Source organism: Chryseobacterium elymi (assembly GCF_003385495.1).
Lineage (GTDB): Bacteria > Bacteroidota > Bacteroidia > Flavobacteriales > Weeksellaceae > Chryseobacterium > Chryseobacterium elymi.
Genome location: NZ_QNUH01000007.1, coordinates 100,192 through 116,551, shown reverse-complemented (window position 1 = coordinate 116,551; position 16,360 = coordinate 100,192). Strand labels below are relative to the sequence as shown.

Here is a 16,360-nt window from a genome sequence, read left to right as displayed (position 1 = left end):
TTAATGATTAAGTATATGAACTTTGTAGGTGGAAATACAGGCATTGATACCTGGAAGAAAGTTTCGTTTCTCCTTGTTTTTGTGTTTAATAATTTTTTTTCACAGCAGACAGTTACAGGTCGTATTACCGATGACAGTGGCGAGAGTCTAAGTTCAGTGACCATTATTAATATGTCTACCGATCAAAAAACGTATTCCAATTCTATGGGGATGTTTTTTATTGAAGCGGTTCCAAATGATGAATTGAGATTTGTAAAAGCAGATTTCAGGAGAGTTTCAGCCATAGTTCCGGCTAATGGATTCAGTGCCCAGCTTTTGGTTGTTTTGATTCCGATTCCAAAAGAAATTGAGGAAATAAAAGTCGTTAAAAAACCGACCGGAGACCTTGCAACGGATTCCAGACTTGCATCAAAAGTAGATAAAGGTGAGATTGTACAGCAGGCAGTAGGTTTACCCCAACCTGTTGGAAAAATGAGAGAAAAACCGGCAGAAGTGAAGCAGGTACTTATTCCGATACTTTTAGGAAGCCTGGATGTACAGGGAGCTTATGATCTGATAAGCGGAAAAGCAAGACGCCAGAAAAGACAATACAGGTACGATGATCTGCAGGAACATATTGCATGGGTAAGAAACAGAGTGGATAATGAATATTTTACTAAAGCAGGAATTCCAGAAGAAAGAATTTCAGAGTTTATACAATATTCTTTTGAAGCTAAACCCCAGGTCCGCACCTACGTAAAAGCAAAAAACTTATCCGGAGTATTATTGAGATTGGAAGAAGTCATGCCTGTTTATCTGGAAAGATTAAAGCAGAAAAAATAAAGGAATAATGTTAACGAATTCTTAAAATTCGGAATAGAAATTGATGTACTATTATTTAAAATTAATCCATCACAATTTCTATGAATAAAAATATTATTGCGGTAGCAGTCGGAGCACTTGGATTTGTCCTTGGGCTTGGCTTTTTAGGAAATGCCATTAAAAACAGAAATAAATCTGAAAATACTATTTCCGTTACAGGATTGGGTACCAAACAGTTTACTTCCGATCTGATTACGTGGTCCGGAAGTTTTTCCAAAAATAATTCTGATCTGAAAGCAGCGTATGATGAGCTGGCCATCGACAGAAAGGTGATCAATGATTATCTTGTTTCAAAAGGAATCAAGCAGAACGAAATCGTGTTTTCTTCTGTAGATATTCAAAAACAGTTCAGAAGCTATAATGATTCTAACGGAAACTATGTTCAGGGTGAATTCTCCGGCTACAACCTTACCCAAAAAGTCTCTATTGAAAGCAAAGAGGTTGTAAAGATTGAGAATCTGTCCAGAAATATTACAGAGATCATTAACCGGGGAATCGAGTTTACTTCTTCGGCGCCCTCTTATTTTTATACCAAACTGGCAACAGTAAAACAGGAAATGATTGCCAGTGCAACCAAAGATGCCAAAGAGAGAGCTGAGAAAATTGCGGAAAATTCGGGAAGTAGCCTGGGAAACCTTAAAAAAGCTACGATGGGTGTGATCCAAATTACAGAGCCAAATTCCAATGAAGACTATTCCTACGGCGGGACATTCAATACTTCCTCCAAAGAGAAAGAAGCCAATATTACCATAAAACTGGAATACGAAGTCAATTAAAAATCTCTGTAAATAACCGTCTATCTATTCCCCTCCTCCGGAGGAGGGGTGGCAGATCGAAGATCTGACGGGATGGTCAAAAAATAAACCGCCGGACAATTGCCGGCGGTTTTTATATTTTAATGATACACGACATCATAAATTTCGTCTTTTACACGTTTCAGATCTTCAGGAAAATAGTTGGCCAGCAGCCAAAGATCCAGGGATTTTTTCCCTTCTCCATAACTCGGCTGTACATACATTTCATCGATCAGGGTAAATCCGTTTTTCTGATAAAAAGAATAGCGTCTTTTCGCATCGTCACCCAAATGATCAGGTTCTATTTCCAGGATAATTTTGGGATAATTTTTAAACAGATATCTCGTAATATGCGATCCCAGTTTCTGACTTCTGAATGCCTCGAAAACTTCAAAATGCTCTACAAAAACATAAGAACTCAGTTCCCAGATAATAAGATAGCCAATAGCCTGGGATTCATGAAGTACTGAAATTACTTTCACATGAGGGTTTGAAAATAAGGCGGTAAATTGTTTCCAGTCCCTTTGCTCATCCGTAGGAAAAGTGCTGGAGTAAGACGTATAAATGTCCTGGACTCTATAGTCTTCGGCAGAAGTAATCGGTAAAAATTCCATAATTATAAATCAAAAACACTAGGTCTTCTTGTAATAAAAATATCTTTGATCCAAAGCGTGAATGCCAGCCCCAGATAGATTAAAAAGAAAAAACCGGCAGTTGCAAAAGTAGAATAGATGAAGAAGACCCTTAATTTGGATACAGGGATTCCCAGTTTAGCTCCCATTCTTGTAAGGACACCAAACCATTCTCTTTCCATTTTGTGGCGGATATTATCAAACATTTGAAGATTCTTTTAAAAGTTTAAATCCAATACTGCAATTTAAGCAATTTTTTTCTTCACACGAGGTTTTATGATGAAAAATAAGGCTCTGGCTTTCCAGTGCATTTTTAACCTTTAGCCCAAGCTTTCTCCATCCGGAGGTTACAGAATTTTTTTCAGCGGTCAAGTTTCTGTACAGCTCCAGTATCTCATCCGCAATTTCTTCATTATGGTATTTGTGATAAGTATATTTTAAGGGAAGTACAGTATTTAGGATCACCAGTTGAATGAAATCTCTGCTCAATGTTTTAGGCTGGAATTTTGAAATGGTTCCAAAATTAAAATGAAAATCCCAATATTCCGAAGCTTTTACCGGTTCAAAAACTTCGTAAAGTTTATCTATATTATCAGCTTTAATGATCTTTGAAAACAGATTCTGATGTCTGTAATAAAGATTTGCCAGCTGGGAGAGACGGATCGTAGGGAAGTTGGGCGGGCGGAGCCTTAAAAACTTCGGATGTAATGTGAGATCCGGTATGCTAAACTTTTTCCTGATGAATTCAAATTCCCTTTTCCACATTGTCATTTTTTCATCTTTTGGATGATTTAGCCATCCTGAAATACCAAATAATAAGGCTTCCAGCTGTGATTCATTCTGGCGGATTTTGTTGATGACACTGAAATCTATGGACTCAGCAATCTGTCTGAACATATGGGCATTTACTTTTAATCCGAAAGAGTAGGCAAGGCTGTGAAAAAGTACCGCTTCAAAATTGTTCTTATACTTTTCTAAGCTTTTTTCCAGTTCCTGAGACTTTTCATCCAGCTTTTTAAGAACATTGGTTTCATGAAAACTAAGAGGAATTTTATTGGGATCAAAAATATTTTCGCAGGGAATAAACTGAGTCCCATTGATCATTTTTTCGTATTTCCAGAGAATATCCTTGTCAATATGGTCTTTCAGTTCCAGTGTAGGAACGTTTTTAGAGATAAGGTCATCGATCTCAGCATCATTCTGGTAAACAACGTGGAGGATAATATTTTGGTAATTGGGGTCTTGGGAATGGTTATGGAAGACCCAGTCAGAGGCTCGAAGGTGCAATTCGATATTTCCGGCAATAACCAGATCTTTTGTTTTAATTTTTGCATCGAGGAAATCCGGACCCGCATTCGTGTTCCACTTTCCAAAGCTAATGATCTCAACGGAATGCCCTTCAATATCCTTGAAGTCGAAATGTTTGAAAACCTTATAGTTCCAAAGATATTGAAGCAGTTTTTCCGTCATAGTGACGATAAATATAATAGAAATATTATACTTTCGCCGGCTCTTTTTTGAAATTTTCTATAGTCGTTCTATACATTTCCTCATATATAGGAAGAATGTTTTTCAAATCGAATTTTATAGCCTGATCTTTCGCATTTTTCTTCATTTTGGCTAAAAGTTCATCATTGCTTAGCAGCTTGATGGTGTAATTGCTCATAGCCTCTACATTTCCAATTTCAGCTAAGAATCCTGTTTCTCCCTGAATATTCACTTCAGGAATTCCACCCGCATTGGAGCTGATCACCGGAGTGTATGCTGCCATCGCCTCAAGAGCCGCCAGACCGAAACTTTCCTGCTCGGATGGAAGTAGAAATACATCAGACAGCTGCAGGATCTTATACAGATCATTTACTTTTCCTAAAAGACGGATTTTTGAAATAAGCTCAGGATTTTCTTCTAAAAACTGATTCACTTTTTCCATATCCGGTCCTTCACCGATGATGATCAGTTTTGATTTTACCTTTTTTTCAACGCTCTTGAATATCTGCAATACTTCCTCTACACGCTTTACAGGACGAAGGTTGGAAACATGGATCAGAATTTTTTCGTCAGGATTGGCAAACTGTGTTCTCTGGCATTCCGTACAGTCATCAAATTCAGAATTATCAATAAAATTGGTAATCACCTGTATTTCTTTTTTGATATTGAAAAACTGCAGGGTATCTTTTTTCAGACTTTCGGAAACCGAAGTAATGGCGTCCGACTGGTTGATCGAAAATTCTACAGCATGTTTATAGCTCGGATGCTGTCCTACAAGAGTAATGTCTGTTCCGTGCAGCGTAGTCACCAACGGAATGTCATTATTATCCTCTTTCAGCATTTGTTTGGCTGTAAATGCAGCGTAGGCATAGGGTATGGCATAATGAGCGTGTAGCAGATCAAGCTTATAAAGATTCACTACACGATAAATCATCGAGCTTAATGCAATATCATAAGGCTGATACTGGAAAAGCGGATAGGTCTGTACATTCACCCTGTGAAAAAAAATATTCGGGTTGGTAATGTCTAGTCTTGCGGGGAGCGCTGAACTTATAAAATGGACTTCATAGCCCTTATTGGCCAGGGACATTCCCAGTTCTGTTGCTACGATTCCGCTTCCGCCGTATGTTGGATAGCAAAGTATGCCTATTTTCATTAGATTATTGTTGTTTTGGTGTTGTAAAAACTGTTGTATTCATATTTGAAGCAGAAGCCGGAATACTGTCGATTCCCATACCTGCTTTCAGCTGATCATTGACCAGAACGGGCAGTCTGCCCCATATCTTTGTTTTTCCGTTCAGAGCATTGGCTGCTGCCGTCATAGAATCATCATTATTTTCATAAGCGACAAGGACAGTAGATACTTTTGTAATATCAATGTCTTTTAAAGCATAAGCACTTCCGAAAACATTTAAAATAACGTTTTGGTTTTTAGTAAGATCAGCGAGAACTTTCTTAGATTCTGCCGAAATCTTATAAGGCTTATAGGCTGTTGAATTATCTTTGTGGAATCCTACGATTACGGTAGAACCTGCAGGAATTGTATTAATCTCATTTGCTTTTTTGATCATAATATTTTGTCCCAGCTGATTGGCGAAAGTCTGATAAGGTGCTTCTTCCAGCGGAACATAATAAATCTGTTTTCCAGTAACAGGAAGCAGTTTTTGATCATCTTTTAATAAAGTCAGTGCATTAGCATAAAGATTCTGTACCAATATTTTATGAGAATCATTGTTCAGGTCGTTGTTGATATTTACGGGATTTTTCGGAGTGTATTGATTAAGCCCCAAAAAATATTTTGTAAGTAAAATTTTCTTTACGCTTTCTTCCACTCTTGATTGTGGAATTTCACCATTTTCAATCGCTTTCTGAATTAATTTTTTCCCTGCCGAAACTCCCTGGGAGAAAAGCATAATATCATTTCCGGCCTTAAAAGCAAGGGCATCCAGTTGGCCCGGCTTATATTTATTGGCTACAGCACCCATATTCAGTGCATCAGTAATGATTAACCCCTTGTAACCCAGTTTTTCTTTTAAAACGCCTGTAATAATATTTTTAGAAACCGAAGCAGGAATTCCTTTGCCGGATTCAAGGCTCGGGACATATAAGTGGGCTACCATCACACCGCCGATCCCTTTATCCATTAAAGCTTTAAAAGGTGCCAATTCAACGGTATTCAATCTTTCTAAACTATGTGAAACCACCGGCAGGTCCAAATGAGAATCTGTACTGGTATCACCGTGTCCAGGAAAATGCTTGATGGCGGCAAGAATCGTATGATCCTGAAGACCGTTGGAATAAGACAAAGCAGAACTGATCACATTATCAACTTCTGAACCGAAGCTCCTGTTTCCGATAATAGGATTATCCGGATTGGTATTTACATCCACAACCGGTGCAAAATCCCAGTTGATCCCCATTCTATGGCAATCTTCCGCGATTTTGGCGGCCATCTGGTAAATAAGGTTCTTATCCTGGATCGCTCCAAGGGTCATGGCCCATGGAAATTTATGAGCTGTGGCAATTCTTTGGAACAAACCCCATTCTGCATCCATCCCGATCATCATCGGAATTTTTGATTTCTGCTGAAATTCGTTGACCAGGTTGATTTCTCTGGCGGCATCGTCCTGCATTAAGATTAATCCTCCGATCTTATCATTAATCACAATATTTCTGATCTGATTAATATAGTCTTCCCCTTTATTTGTGTAAAGTGCTACAATAAACAGCTGCCCCAACTTTTCATCCTGAGAAAGTGACCTGTAGGTTTTGTTCACCCAGTGATGAGCCTTTTTCAGGTCTTCTTCGGAAATGTTTTTGGGCTGATACTGAGCTTTGGCTGTAAAGCTTATTAATGAAAAAATAAAGAGGGAAGTATATAACAATTTCTTCATGATCTTTTGAATAAGAACAAAAATACAATTAAAAAAATGATGAAAACAAAGTTTTTGCAATTTTTGGTATATGATTTGAATACGCTTTATAAATAATAACTAAACTTTTCTAAAAATGAAAAAAATACTTCTCTTTTTATTTCTGGGTGCTGTAGGTTTTACTGCTTATAGCTGTGACAATGATGATGATGTTGTTGTACAGAATCCAGTGGACTACGATACCTATTCAACAGCTTATGATATTAGCCCTAGCTTTACCAGAGTAAATGATAACCTTTACAGATTTAGTGATGATTTCAACAGTCCGCTAGTAGAATCTGATGTAGTGCTTATTTATATGCAAAATGGTACTGATGGCGGCGCACCGGTTTGGAAGCTGCTTCCGTACACTTATCATGTAGGAAATTTAGCTAACGATGCTGTGGATTACTTATTTGATTTCAGCAAATTTGGAATTACGATTAACATAAACTCTACAACTGCTTTTAGCTTAACAGCTAATCCTAGTTATTACCAAGGTAAAAACTTCAGAGTAGTAGTGGTTCCTGCAAAAACAGGGAAAAGTGCAAAAGCAGCAGTTAACTATGAAGATTACAACAGCGTGATTAAATATTACAATATTGACGAGTCTAAAATTCAGACTAAAGTCACTAAATAAGAAATATCTTTTCAGTTTTTTATAATTATTAAAAAGCTCCGGGAGAAATTCCGGAGCTTTTGTTGTATTTTAACCCGAGTTCAGGGTAAAGTGATTTTTTTAATGTTGTTAAGAAGTAAGCCTGAAGTATGAAATTGTTGAAGAGAAAACATAATATAGAATAGTTGTATTATTTAAACTACCTCGAGTTCGGGAAAGTATCCTTGTCAAGGTTTTAAACCTTGACAAGGATCTCGCATTACTCTTCATCTATCAGTCGTATTATTAATTTTCTTAACCAAAGGAATTTGTGACTAGTTATGAAAAAAGCTCCAGAATTATCTGAAGCTTTTTATTTAGTTATCATTGTCATCCAGAAGATGTCCAAAGAAGTCTTTTTTTGTCTTTAAATAGCCTTTACTCGTCTCATTGGCCGGAATCTGTAAAGGAACCCTGGAGTTGAGGTTAATATTGCTGTTTAGCACATATTTTACCTTTTCAGGGTTATTGGTCAGAAGATTGATATCTTTTACCTCTAAAAGGTTAAGAATTTCGATAGCAACTCCAAAGTTTCTGTCATCTGCGGGAAGTCCAAGCTCTAAATTGGCCTGTACGGTATCAAAACCTTTTTCCTGAAGCGAATAGGCTTTCAGCTTATTGATGATCCCGATATTTCTTCCTTCCTGACGGAGATAAACAATAATCCCTCCGTGGTCATGGGTATATTTCATTGCGGCATCCAGTTGCTGCCCGCATTCACATTTTTTTGAATGGAAAACTTCTCCGGTAATGCATTCGGAATGGAAACGTACGTTCACCGGTTTTGAAAAATCTGTATTTTCTGCTACGATGGCCATATGCGGCATCCAGTCGTTTTCGTTTTCAGAGAAAGCGATCATTCGGAAAGAGCCGTGCTCCGTAGGAACATTAGCTTCTGCCTGAATTTTAATCATTAATAATGGTTCGTTTTTTAATTTCCTTTTAAAGAATCTTCGATTACAGAAATATTGGTTTTTAGACGGACTAGATATCTGTTAAGAACTTCATCGTCATCTTTGTCAAGCTGCTGTCTGAGTTTCTGAATTTTCTTGTATGATTTTTCAAAGCTTTTAATGGCTCTGCTCTTTCCCGGCGAATTGTTGGCATCAATGGCATATAAATAATTCTGAAGGCTGTATTTCAAGCTTGTTATTTCATCATTCAAACTGTTATTCTTAAACTTTGGAAAAGTAGAAATCAGATTTGAAATTTCAGAAGCGTTTACATTTTCTTTGATATTGATATCAAAGCCTTTTTTTGCCCCTCTGTCGGAATCAGAACCCTTAGTTTCGCTATAAAAATTATTTGACAACGGGGAAAGATTAAGCTTTTCCGTTGCGCAGGAAGTTATGATTAATAGTAGTACTCCAAAAAAAAATAGTTTTCTCATTTCTGTTGCCCCTTTTGATAAAGGATCGGGTTAAGACTATCATCGTTATACATTTTCATTTGTTTGTATACTTTCATCTTAACATTACCGCATTCAATATCAGTAAGCAACTGATTAATAGAAGTTGACAGGTCTTCTTTCTGAGTAAGCAGTACATCCAGTTTAGCCTGGCAGTTGGCACGGTGCTCTTCAGAAGCGGATTCCCTATTGGCCTCTAATGACATATGATAAACCTTTAATGCAAGAATTGATAATCTGTCTACAGCCCAAGCGGGTGTTTCTGTATTGATTTTTGCATCAGGTTTGGGAGTTATATTTTCAAACTTTGTAAGGAACCAGCTGTCGATAAATTCTACCAGATCTGTTCTTTTCTGGTTGGATGCATCTATTGTTCTCTTCAGTTGAAGAGCTTCAGCAGGATCAATATTTTCATCTCTAATAATATCTTCCAAATGCCATTGAACGGTATCAATCCAGTTCTTTGCATACAAAATCCGTTCCAAACTGTCTTTTTCGAAAGGGTTATTAATTAGAGTGTTAACGTCATCGGACACGTGATAATCTTCAATAGATTGATTGAAGACTTTCCATGCAGTCTCAGTAAAATTCATTATTGCTGAAGAATTTTAGTTGCTGGGAGTATTATTGTTGGTAGAAGAGGTTTTGTTTTCAGAACCTGGTTTGTCTTCTTCCTTCACCGCATCTTTAAATTCTTTGATTCCTGAACCAACTCCTCTCATTAATTCCGGAATTTTCTTTCCTCCAAACAGCAATACCAAAAGTATAGCTACGATAAGGATGTGCTGCCAAGATAAGGCAAGTATTGTTAGTGTGTTCATCTCTTAAGATTTTTGCAAAGTTACGCTTTTTTTAATATGAAATCCAACCTAATGGATCAACTGGCGTATTTCCGTTCCATACCTGAAAGTCAAGGGTATAAGAACCGTCGAAATCCTGAGCTACCGTACCTACAGGAGTGCCGGAAGAAACCTGCTGTCCTTTGGATACACTTACGCTTCCCAAGTTGGAGTAGATTGTAAAATAGTTTCCGTGTTTTACCATTACAGTTTTGGTTCCGTCACTATTTGCCAATACTGAAGAGACTGATCCCGGATATACAGATTTTGCACGGGTGCCGGATGGAACTGATATTTTAATCCCTGTATTTTCCTCAACAATATTTTTGAAAACCGGGTGTGGCTGTCTTCCGAATCGGTGGGTAACCTGTCCCGCTCTGTCTGCAGGATATCCAAGTCTTCCTCTGCTGTCTGCAAAACTGCTTCCCGGAGTTGTAGTCACTCCATAGCTGGTCATTGCTTTAGTTTCAGCGGCCTTTTTCTCTTCTTCTTTTTTCTTGTTCAGTGCGGCTTCTGCAGCTCTTGCGGCAACAAGTTTATCTGTGGCTTCTTTTGCTCTTGCGTTAGCTTCATCAGATGCTTTCTTAGCGGCCACTCTTCTGGCTTCATCTTTTGCACTGGCTTCTGCTCTTGCAGCCTCTTCATTACGTTTTTTCTCTTCTTCAGCTCTTTTAGCGGCTAGATCTGCGGCTTTTTTGGCTTCAATTTCTGCCAGTTTTCTTTCTCTTTCCAGTGCTTCTGCTCTGGCTTTTGCTTCAGCTTCAATTCTGGCTTTTTCTCTTTCTGCAATCAATTTAGCCATACGGATTTTTTCTGCTTCCGCTTTTTTTCTGGCTTCTTCTTCCGCTTTTGCTATTCTGATTTCTTCTGCAATGATGGCTCTGATCTGTCCTTCTAAGGCTTTAGACTGTACCTGCTTCTGCTTAAGTTCTACGGTAAGCTTAGCTTCGTTTTTCTTGAAATCTGCCAGCAACTGTTCTTTCTGTGCTCTTTCTGCATTAATGGTTGCCAGATCTTTCTGCTGGTTGGCCAGAAGATTTTCTTTCTCTCTTGCAGAGTTCTGTTTCTGTGCGATTGATTTTTTGATCTGGGCCGCAGCGTTGCTTATCTCTGTGGCTTTTTTATCCTGATAGTCAGCGTACTGTTTCAGGTACTGAACTCTTCTGATGGCTTCCCCCAAATTTTTGGACGAAAGAATGAAGGTTACTTTATTCTGTACCCCTTTGTTTTTGTATGCATTGACAAGAACTTCAGCATAATTTTTTCTGAGAACTGCCAGTTCTTTGTTTTGACGGTTTATTTCCAGTTGGCGCAGATAGATCTCATCTTCAATAAGCCTTTTTTCCTTCTGAGTATTGGTATATACCTTTTCTCTTAAAGTTAATTTTTTATTGACATTATTAAGATAGGCTACTGAAAGCTTGGATTCAGTTCTGGTTTTCGCCAGGTCTGTATTTATCTGTACAATTTGTTTTTTAAGATCGGCATTCTGTTTCTGAAGCTGTTCCTTGTTCTGCTGTCCATAATGAAGGCCGAACAGTAGAATACCTATTAAAAAGCTAAATTTTTTAATCATTTAATCTCAATTTTCTTATAACTGGATGGTACAGAATAAGCTGTTTCCATCCTCGAAAAGTCAAATTTCGTGTTTTCCAGTAAAATTTGGCTAGATTTTGAACCTTTTATAATTATTTTAACATTTTTTGGGAGGCGGATTTCATTGTATTCATCCCAGTTGCTATATGAGATTTCCAGTTCATCAGGAGATAAAACATCCTTTAATTTCACATTCAGAAGATCATAATTGGTATCATACTGAAGCTCAATTTTGTACTCTCTGGTTTTTTGGTCAGTGGTAATTTTCTGACTGGTATTGGAAACCATCTTAAAGCCCTGCATATTTTTGGTGAGGGTAAACTGGGAATCACTGATTTTCACAAAGGTTCTCCCCATAAGTATTTTTTCCAGCGATTTGTAATCGATGAAATTTACATTCAACAAGTTATTTAAATATTCAAAATCTGAATCAATGTAAGTCTTGCTGGTTTTGTCCTGCCCTTTGATTCCTTCAGGGGTAGCAATACCTCTTGCTACAGTAAATAAAAACGCCTGAAGATTCATCCATACTTTTTTATCATTCTCAATATAAATGACAGCGTCAAGGGTTGGGATAAAGTTTCCGGTTTCCACATTTACTTTACTGTTGATTTTGATCTGATCAAATTTCGGTGGAAGAAGCACATGCTCGTAGAAGGTAAGTTTGTCTTTCACCGGTTCATTGACATCTTTAGGATTTCTATAGTCTTCTGCTATGGCGGTACTATCCTGATTGCTGCCATTGTTTTTAGCTGCATTTCTTGTTTTACAGGATGATAAGGTAAGCAACAGGAGAAGTATCGGGATCCAGTTTTTCATGTATTTTGTCTTTCTATTAAAAAAAATACGCTGCAATATTAACGCCAAACCACACAACAAATGTTATGTGGCTTGGGTGTATCTTATTTTATATTAATTATTTCTGATCTTATTTAGATAAAAAATCTAAAACTGAGTAGTCACCCAAAGAGATCTCTCTGGAAACTCCAAAGTACTGTGCAGAATTTCCAATCATTGAATTGGAAAGGTTCCCGTGGTTGATTCTTGTATTTTCCTGGATCAGGGAATTTTCAATGTTAGAATTGACGATGATCGTATTGTTTCCCAGTGAAACGCCAGGGCCAATCTTTGAGTTGGAAATTTGTACGTTTTCACCGATAAAGCAAGGCTGAATAATCAATGAGTTCTCAATAACTGCTGATACCGGATGAGTAAGCATTGCTTCTCTTTCATACTCAAGAATTTTACTGTTGGTTTCTACGGTGGCATTTTTGTTTCCGCAGTCCATCCAGTCATTCACTTTTCCTAAAGTGAATTTTGCTCCTTTTGCTCTAAGGTTTTCCAAAGCTGTTGTCAACTGGTATTCGCCACCGTTTTTTATATTATTATCCATAATATAGTTGATCTCGTTCATCAGTTTTTCAGCACTGTTGAAATAATAAATCCCGATGATGGCAAGATCTGAAACAAAAGTCTGAGGTTTTTCAACGAAGTCGGTAATAAAACCGTAGTTGTCTAATTTTACTACCCCGAAAGCTGATGGATCTTCAACGCTTTTTACCCAGATCACCCCGTCTGAATTTTTATCCAGCTGGAAATCTGCACGGAAAAGGGTATCTGCAAAAGCAATTACCACATCTCCCTGCATGGAGTCTTCCGCACATTTAATGGCATGTGCTGTTCCAAGCGGATCGTTCTGGTAGTATATACTGCCTTTTGCCCCCAGTTTTTCGGCTATCTGAAGGAGAGATTTTTCAATCTCCGGTCCGAAATCTCCAATAATAAATGCTACTTCTTCAATTTTTTCACCTGCTACTTTAGCAATATCTTCTACTAGTCTCTGTACAATAGGTTTCCCTGCAATCGGGATAAGAGGTTTTGGAACTGTCAGTGTATGTGGACGTAATCTGGAACCACGTCCAGCCATAGGAACAATTATTTTCATAAATAATATGACAATGTTTATTTGTTAGTTTGATTAGGTTAAAGGTAATAATTAAAATCATTGCTGATCATAATATTTATCATCTTTATAAACCCATGTTTAATTTTTTAAAGAACTCAATAGTATCAAATTAGAGGCCATATTCTAAGATCTCTTCATTATTTTAGATAAAATAGGCTTCTCTTTATAGGCTACCAGAGCAATAAAAAGGAGTAGAAGTAAATTTCCTACCACATAATTAGTTCTGAAAAAATAAAAGGATACAAGTGAGCATGTGATAGTAAAGATCAGATAAAGAGCAATTTTCCCTGTATTATAATGAATAGGATATTGCTTCTGTCCCCAGACGTATGAAATGACCATCATTGACATAAAAGTGATCAGCGCAGCCATAGCACTTGCCCAGTACCCATATTCCGGAATAAAAAAGAAATTAATGAAAACGGTAATACAGGCACCTATTACTGAAATATATAAGCCGACTCTTGTTTGGTCGGATAATTTATACCAGATGGAAAGATTAAGGTAAATCCCCAGGAACAAAGCACCCAGCATCACAAACGGTATGATTTCAATACCTTCATAATAAAGAGGGTTGTTCAGGTATTTTTCTGAGATCCACTGAAGATTCACCATCAATCCCATATAAATAATACAGCTGCATATCACAAAAACATCCATTAATACAGCATAGGTTTTATGTGAATCTTTATTCTTAAAACTTGAAAAGAAATAAGGTTCAATACCCAGCTGGTAGGCCTGCCGGAAAACTGTGATAAAGGTTGCTATTTTATAAACAGCACCATATACTCCGATCTGGTGACGTGCTTCGTCAGGAGGAAGCAGATATTTCAAAAACTGCCTGTCAAGAGTCTGGTTAACAATTCCTGCCAGCCCTGCGATCATCACAGGCCAAGAATAGCTCATGATTCTTTTCCATAATTTAAAATCGAATTTAGAAATACTGAAACTGAAAAATTCTTTTCCTACAATAAGTAATGTAATAATACTCTGGACCAGATTGGCGATAAATACGTAGCCTACCCCCAATTGAGGATCATATTTTAAACCGAGAATTCCTTCCGGATATTTTGGAAGCCATTGGATGAAAAATATAACCAATAGAAAGTAAACCACAGATCCTGCTACTTTGGAAAACATATACTTGAAAGCTTTTCCCTGTAACCTTAATATGGCCGAAGGAATTGTAGAAAAGGCATCTAAAGAGAGTATGAATAAAAATATGACTAGATAATTGACTTGATCCGGAGTTTCAAAAGCTACTGCTAATTCGTTCCGGAAGACATATCCTAAGCCAAGATAAATCAGGGCAATGCTTATAATGCTTACTGAGCATGTTGAAATCAAGGTTTTCTTGTCAATACTTTCTTCCTGTGCAAACCGGAAAAAAGAGGTTTCCATACCATGGGTAAGGAGTACTGTAATCACTCCCGCGATGGAATACCAGTCTACAAAAGGCGATGAAGCAGCAGGCCCGAAAGCCTTTGTCACGATAGGGGCAATGATGAACGGGAAAATACGGACTAATACTGAACTAAGCCCATATATGGCGGTTTGGCCGAATAACTTCTTATACAAACTCGAAAATTTTATGCAAATGTAAATATTTAGAAATTGATTTATAATCAGCGACATTAAAATTCATTCATAAACCTTAATTTTGTTTTTTTAATAGAAGTTAGAAACTAGATGTTAGAAGTTAGTGATAGCATTTTATGGATCACTGATGATTTTTAACTCGAAGCTTTTTCTAACTTCTAATTTCTAACATCTAATTTCTAAAGTAAAAATGAAGACCCTAATCAAGAATGTAAAGATTGTGAACGAAGGTAAGATCTTCGAAAGCGATATCTTAATAGAAAATGACCTTATCTCTACAATAAGCCCCAATATTTCTGAGCAAGCAGATCAAATTATTGATGGTTCCGGAAAATATCTTCTGCCGGGTGTAATAGACGACCAGGTGCATTTCAGGGATCCGGGACTGACGCACAAAGGAGATATTGAAACTGAGTCCAGAGCCGCGATTGCAGGAGGTGTTACAAGTTTTATAGATCAGCCCAATACAGTTCCTAATGCCGTTACCCAAGAATTATTGGCCGATAAATATGAAGTAGGGGCTCAAAAAGCATACGCGAACTATGGTTTTATGATGGGCGGAACAAACGATAATCTGGAGGAAGTTTTAAAAACAAATCCCAGAAATGTTCCGGGAATTAAATTATTCTTAGGGTCTTCTACCGGAAATATGTTGGTAGATAATCCTGAAACACTGGAGAATATCTTTGGCAGCACAAAAATGCTGATTGCTGTTCACTGTGAAGATGAAGCAACAATCAAAGCCAATACCCAGAAATATATTGACGAATACGGGGAGGATATTCCTGTGAAGTTCCACCATCTGATCAGAAGTGAGGAGGCCTGTTATAAATCTTCTTCCAAAGCAATTGAACTGGCGGAAAAAACAGGAGCAAGACTTCACGTATTCCATCTTTCAACAGCAAAAGAGATGGACCTGTTCAGAAATGATATTCCTTTAAAAGATAAAAAAATTACAGCTGAAGTATGTGTCCATCATCTGACGTTTACCAATGATGATTACGAAACTAAAGGCTCTCTGATCAAATGGAATCCTGCCGTAAAAACACAGAAAGATAAGGATGCACTTTGGGAAGCTCTTCTGGATGACAGAATTGATGTAATTGCTACGGATCATGCACCACACACGGCCGAAGAAAAACTGAATCCATATACAAAATGCCCTTCCGGTGCGCCTTTGGTACAGCATTCGTTACCCGTAATGCTGGAAAATTATCACTCCGGAAAAATTTCCTTGGAAAAAATCGTTGAAAAGATGTGTCACAATCCTGCGATACTTTTCAGAATTGAGAAAAGAGGTTTTGTAAGAGAAGGGTATAAAGCAGATCTTGTTTTGATTGATTTAAATGCAGACTGGACTGTTGCTAAAGACAATCTTCTTTACAAATGTGGTTGGAGCCCGCTGGAAGGAATGAGTTTACATTCTAAAGTGACCCAGACTTTTGTGAATGGACATCTTGTGTATGATTATGGAAAGATCACGGAAGAAAAGTTCGGGGAGCGATTGCTTTTTGAAGTTCAGGAATAAATTGAAATAAAATTTTCACAACAATTATAAATAGGAACGGGCTTTAGCCCGTTTTTTTAATTTGAAAAGTCAAAGTGGC

The 16,360-nt window shown here is 37.5% G+C and carries 17 protein-coding genes; 4 read left to right on the top strand and 13 right to left on the bottom strand.

Features of this window, described 5'->3' with window-relative positions; all coding sequences use genetic code 11:
- Nucleotides 1-3: 3 nt before the first annotated feature.
- Together DRF60_RS10180 and DRF60_RS10175 are read left to right on the top strand one after the other, a co-directional pair.
- Nucleotides 4-822, top strand: a complete 819-nt coding sequence (locus DRF60_RS10180) for a carboxypeptidase-like regulatory domain-containing protein (RefSeq protein WP_238640171.1) — start codon at nt 4-6, stop codon at nt 820-822.
- A gap of 80 nt (nt 823-902) precedes the next feature.
- Nucleotides 903-1,637: an SIMPL domain-containing protein gene (locus DRF60_RS10175; protein WP_111957240.1), complete on the top strand. Its 735-nt coding sequence runs from the start codon at nt 903-905 to the stop codon at nt 1,635-1,637.
- A 119-nt stretch (nt 1,638-1,756) separates the two neighbouring features.
- Here the strand turns inward: DRF60_RS10175 and DRF60_RS10170 are convergent, their stop codons facing one another.
- The 5 genes from DRF60_RS10170 to DRF60_RS10150 are packed head-to-tail and all read right to left on the bottom strand — an operon-like array spanning nt 1,757 to nt 6,669.
- Nucleotides 1,757-2,269, bottom strand: a complete 513-nt coding sequence (locus DRF60_RS10170) for a GNAT family N-acetyltransferase (RefSeq protein ID WP_116011981.1) — start codon at nt 2,267-2,269, stop codon at nt 1,757-1,759.
- A gap of 2 nt (nt 2,270-2,271) precedes the next feature.
- A complete protein-coding gene (locus DRF60_RS10165) occupies nt 2,272-2,493 on the bottom strand; it encodes a PspC family transcriptional regulator (protein ID WP_034712816.1) in 222 nt (73 codons plus the stop codon).
- Nucleotides 2,486-3,757 carry a DUF2851 family protein gene (locus DRF60_RS10160; protein ID WP_116011980.1) on the bottom strand — a complete coding sequence of 424 codons (1,272 nt, stop codon included), beginning with the start codon at nt 3,755-3,757 and terminating at the stop codon, nt 2,486-2,488. The genes DRF60_RS10165 and DRF60_RS10160 overlap by 8 nt, the downstream gene beginning before the upstream one ends.
- Nucleotides 3,758-3,782: 25 nt before the next feature.
- A complete protein-coding gene (gene bshA / locus DRF60_RS10155; protein ID WP_116011979.1) occupies nt 3,783-4,931 on the bottom strand; it encodes an N-acetyl-alpha-D-glucosaminyl L-malate synthase BshA in 1,149 nt (382 codons plus the stop codon).
- 4 nt (nt 4,932-4,935) lie between these two features.
- Nucleotides 4,936-6,669, bottom strand: coding sequence for a glycoside hydrolase family 3 protein (locus DRF60_RS10150; protein WP_116011978.1), 1,734 nt, complete (start codon nt 6,667-6,669; stop codon nt 4,936-4,938).
- Between the two features lie 115 nt (nt 6,670-6,784).
- Between DRF60_RS10150 and DRF60_RS10145 the strand changes: the two genes are divergently transcribed.
- Nucleotides 6,785-7,327 carry a hypothetical protein gene (locus DRF60_RS10145; RefSeq protein ID WP_116011977.1) on the top strand — a complete coding sequence of 181 codons (543 nt, stop codon included), beginning with the start codon at nt 6,785-6,787 and terminating at the stop codon, nt 7,325-7,327.
- Nucleotides 7,328-7,662: 335 nt separating this feature from the next.
- Here the strand turns inward: DRF60_RS10145 and ribA are convergent, their stop codons facing one another.
- From ribA to DRF60_RS10105, 8 genes are all read right to left on the bottom strand, one after another.
- On the bottom strand, nt 7,663-8,259 hold the full coding sequence (gene ribA, locus DRF60_RS10140; RefSeq protein WP_116011976.1) for a GTP cyclohydrolase II: 597 nt from the start codon (nt 8,257-8,259) through the stop codon (nt 7,663-7,665).
- Between the two features lie 17 nt (nt 8,260-8,276).
- Nucleotides 8,277-8,735: a hypothetical protein gene (locus tag DRF60_RS10135; RefSeq protein WP_116011975.1), complete on the bottom strand. Its 459-nt coding sequence runs from the start codon at nt 8,733-8,735 to the stop codon at nt 8,277-8,279.
- Nucleotides 8,732-9,346: a DUF4254 domain-containing protein gene (locus tag DRF60_RS10130; RefSeq protein WP_111957254.1), complete on the bottom strand. Its 615-nt coding sequence runs from the start codon at nt 9,344-9,346 to the stop codon at nt 8,732-8,734. Before DRF60_RS10130 ends, DRF60_RS10135 begins: the two co-directional genes overlap by 4 nt.
- Before the next feature lie 15 nt (nt 9,347-9,361).
- Nucleotides 9,362-9,574, bottom strand: a complete 213-nt coding sequence (locus DRF60_RS10125) for a twin-arginine translocase TatA/TatE family subunit (RefSeq protein WP_111957255.1) — start codon at nt 9,572-9,574, stop codon at nt 9,362-9,364.
- A gap of 31 nt (nt 9,575-9,605) precedes the next feature.
- Nucleotides 9,606-11,168: a peptidoglycan DD-metalloendopeptidase family protein gene (locus tag DRF60_RS10120; RefSeq protein WP_116011974.1), complete on the bottom strand. Its 1,563-nt coding sequence runs from the start codon at nt 11,166-11,168 to the stop codon at nt 9,606-9,608.
- Nucleotides 11,165-12,007: a DUF4292 domain-containing protein gene (locus DRF60_RS10115; protein WP_116011973.1), complete on the bottom strand. Its 843-nt coding sequence runs from the start codon at nt 12,005-12,007 to the stop codon at nt 11,165-11,167. Before DRF60_RS10115 ends, DRF60_RS10120 begins: the two co-directional genes overlap by 4 nt.
- 109 nt (nt 12,008-12,116) lie before the next feature.
- Nucleotides 12,117-13,133: a sugar phosphate nucleotidyltransferase gene (locus tag DRF60_RS10110; protein ID WP_116011972.1), complete on the bottom strand. Its 1,017-nt coding sequence runs from the start codon at nt 13,131-13,133 to the stop codon at nt 12,117-12,119.
- 144 nt (nt 13,134-13,277) lie between these two features.
- Nucleotides 13,278-14,732, bottom strand: a complete 1,455-nt coding sequence (locus tag DRF60_RS10105) for a lipopolysaccharide biosynthesis protein (RefSeq protein ID WP_116011971.1) — start codon at nt 14,730-14,732, stop codon at nt 13,278-13,280.
- Nucleotides 14,733-14,943: 211 nt separating this feature from the next.
- Between DRF60_RS10105 and DRF60_RS10100 the strand changes: the two genes are divergently transcribed.
- On the top strand, nt 14,944-16,281 hold the full coding sequence (locus DRF60_RS10100) for a dihydroorotase (protein WP_116011970.1): 1,338 nt from the start codon (nt 14,944-14,946) through the stop codon (nt 16,279-16,281).
- Nucleotides 16,282-16,360: the final 79 nt, after the last annotated feature.

What these genes read in the sequence shown, in the direction of transcription:
- DRF60_RS10165 (WP_034712816.1), bottom strand. Translation starts at nt 2,493, where the DNA reads ATGTTTGATAATATCCGCCACAAAATGGAAAGAGAATGGTTTGGTGTC.
- DRF60_RS10170 (WP_116011981.1), bottom strand. Translation starts at nt 2,269, where the DNA reads ATGGAATTTTTACCGATTACTTCTGCCGAAGACTATAGAGTCCAGGAC.
- DRF60_RS10135 (WP_116011975.1), bottom strand. Translation starts at nt 8,735, where the DNA reads ATGAGAAAACTATTTTTTTTTGGAGTACTACTATTAATCATAACTTCC.
- DRF60_RS10150 (WP_116011978.1), bottom strand. Translation starts at nt 6,669, where the DNA reads ATGAAGAAATTGTTATATACTTCCCTCTTTATTTTTTCATTAATAAGC.
- DRF60_RS10115 (WP_116011973.1), bottom strand. Translation starts at nt 12,007, where the DNA reads ATGAAAAACTGGATCCCGATACTTCTCCTGTTGCTTACCTTATCATCC.
- DRF60_RS10110 (WP_116011972.1), bottom strand. Translation starts at nt 13,133, where the DNA reads ATGAAAATAATTGTTCCTATGGCTGGACGTGGTTCCAGATTACGTCCA.
- DRF60_RS10100 (WP_116011970.1), top strand. Translation starts at nt 14,944, where the DNA reads ATGAAGACCCTAATCAAGAATGTAAAGATTGTGAACGAAGGTAAGATC.
- ribA (WP_116011976.1), bottom strand. Translation starts at nt 8,259, where the DNA reads ATGATTAAAATTCAGGCAGAAGCTAATGTTCCTACGGAGCACGGCTCT.
- DRF60_RS10160 (WP_116011980.1), bottom strand. Translation starts at nt 3,757, where the DNA reads ATGACGGAAAAACTGCTTCAATATCTTTGGAACTATAAGGTTTTCAAA.
- DRF60_RS10125 (WP_111957255.1), bottom strand. Translation starts at nt 9,574, where the DNA reads ATGAACACACTAACAATACTTGCCTTATCTTGGCAGCACATCCTTATC.
- bshA (WP_116011979.1), bottom strand. Translation starts at nt 4,931, where the DNA reads ATGAAAATAGGCATACTTTGCTATCCAACATACGGCGGAAGCGGAATC.
- DRF60_RS10120 (WP_116011974.1), bottom strand. Translation starts at nt 11,168, where the DNA reads ATGATTAAAAAATTTAGCTTTTTAATAGGTATTCTACTGTTCGGCCTT.
- DRF60_RS10175 (WP_111957240.1), top strand. Translation starts at nt 903, where the DNA reads ATGAATAAAAATATTATTGCGGTAGCAGTCGGAGCACTTGGATTTGTC.
- DRF60_RS10180 (WP_238640171.1), top strand. Translation starts at nt 4, where the DNA reads ATGATTAAGTATATGAACTTTGTAGGTGGAAATACAGGCATTGATACC.
- DRF60_RS10145 (WP_116011977.1), top strand. Translation starts at nt 6,785, where the DNA reads ATGAAAAAAATACTTCTCTTTTTATTTCTGGGTGCTGTAGGTTTTACT.
- DRF60_RS10130 (WP_111957254.1), bottom strand. Translation starts at nt 9,346, where the DNA reads ATGAATTTTACTGAGACTGCATGGAAAGTCTTCAATCAATCTATTGAA.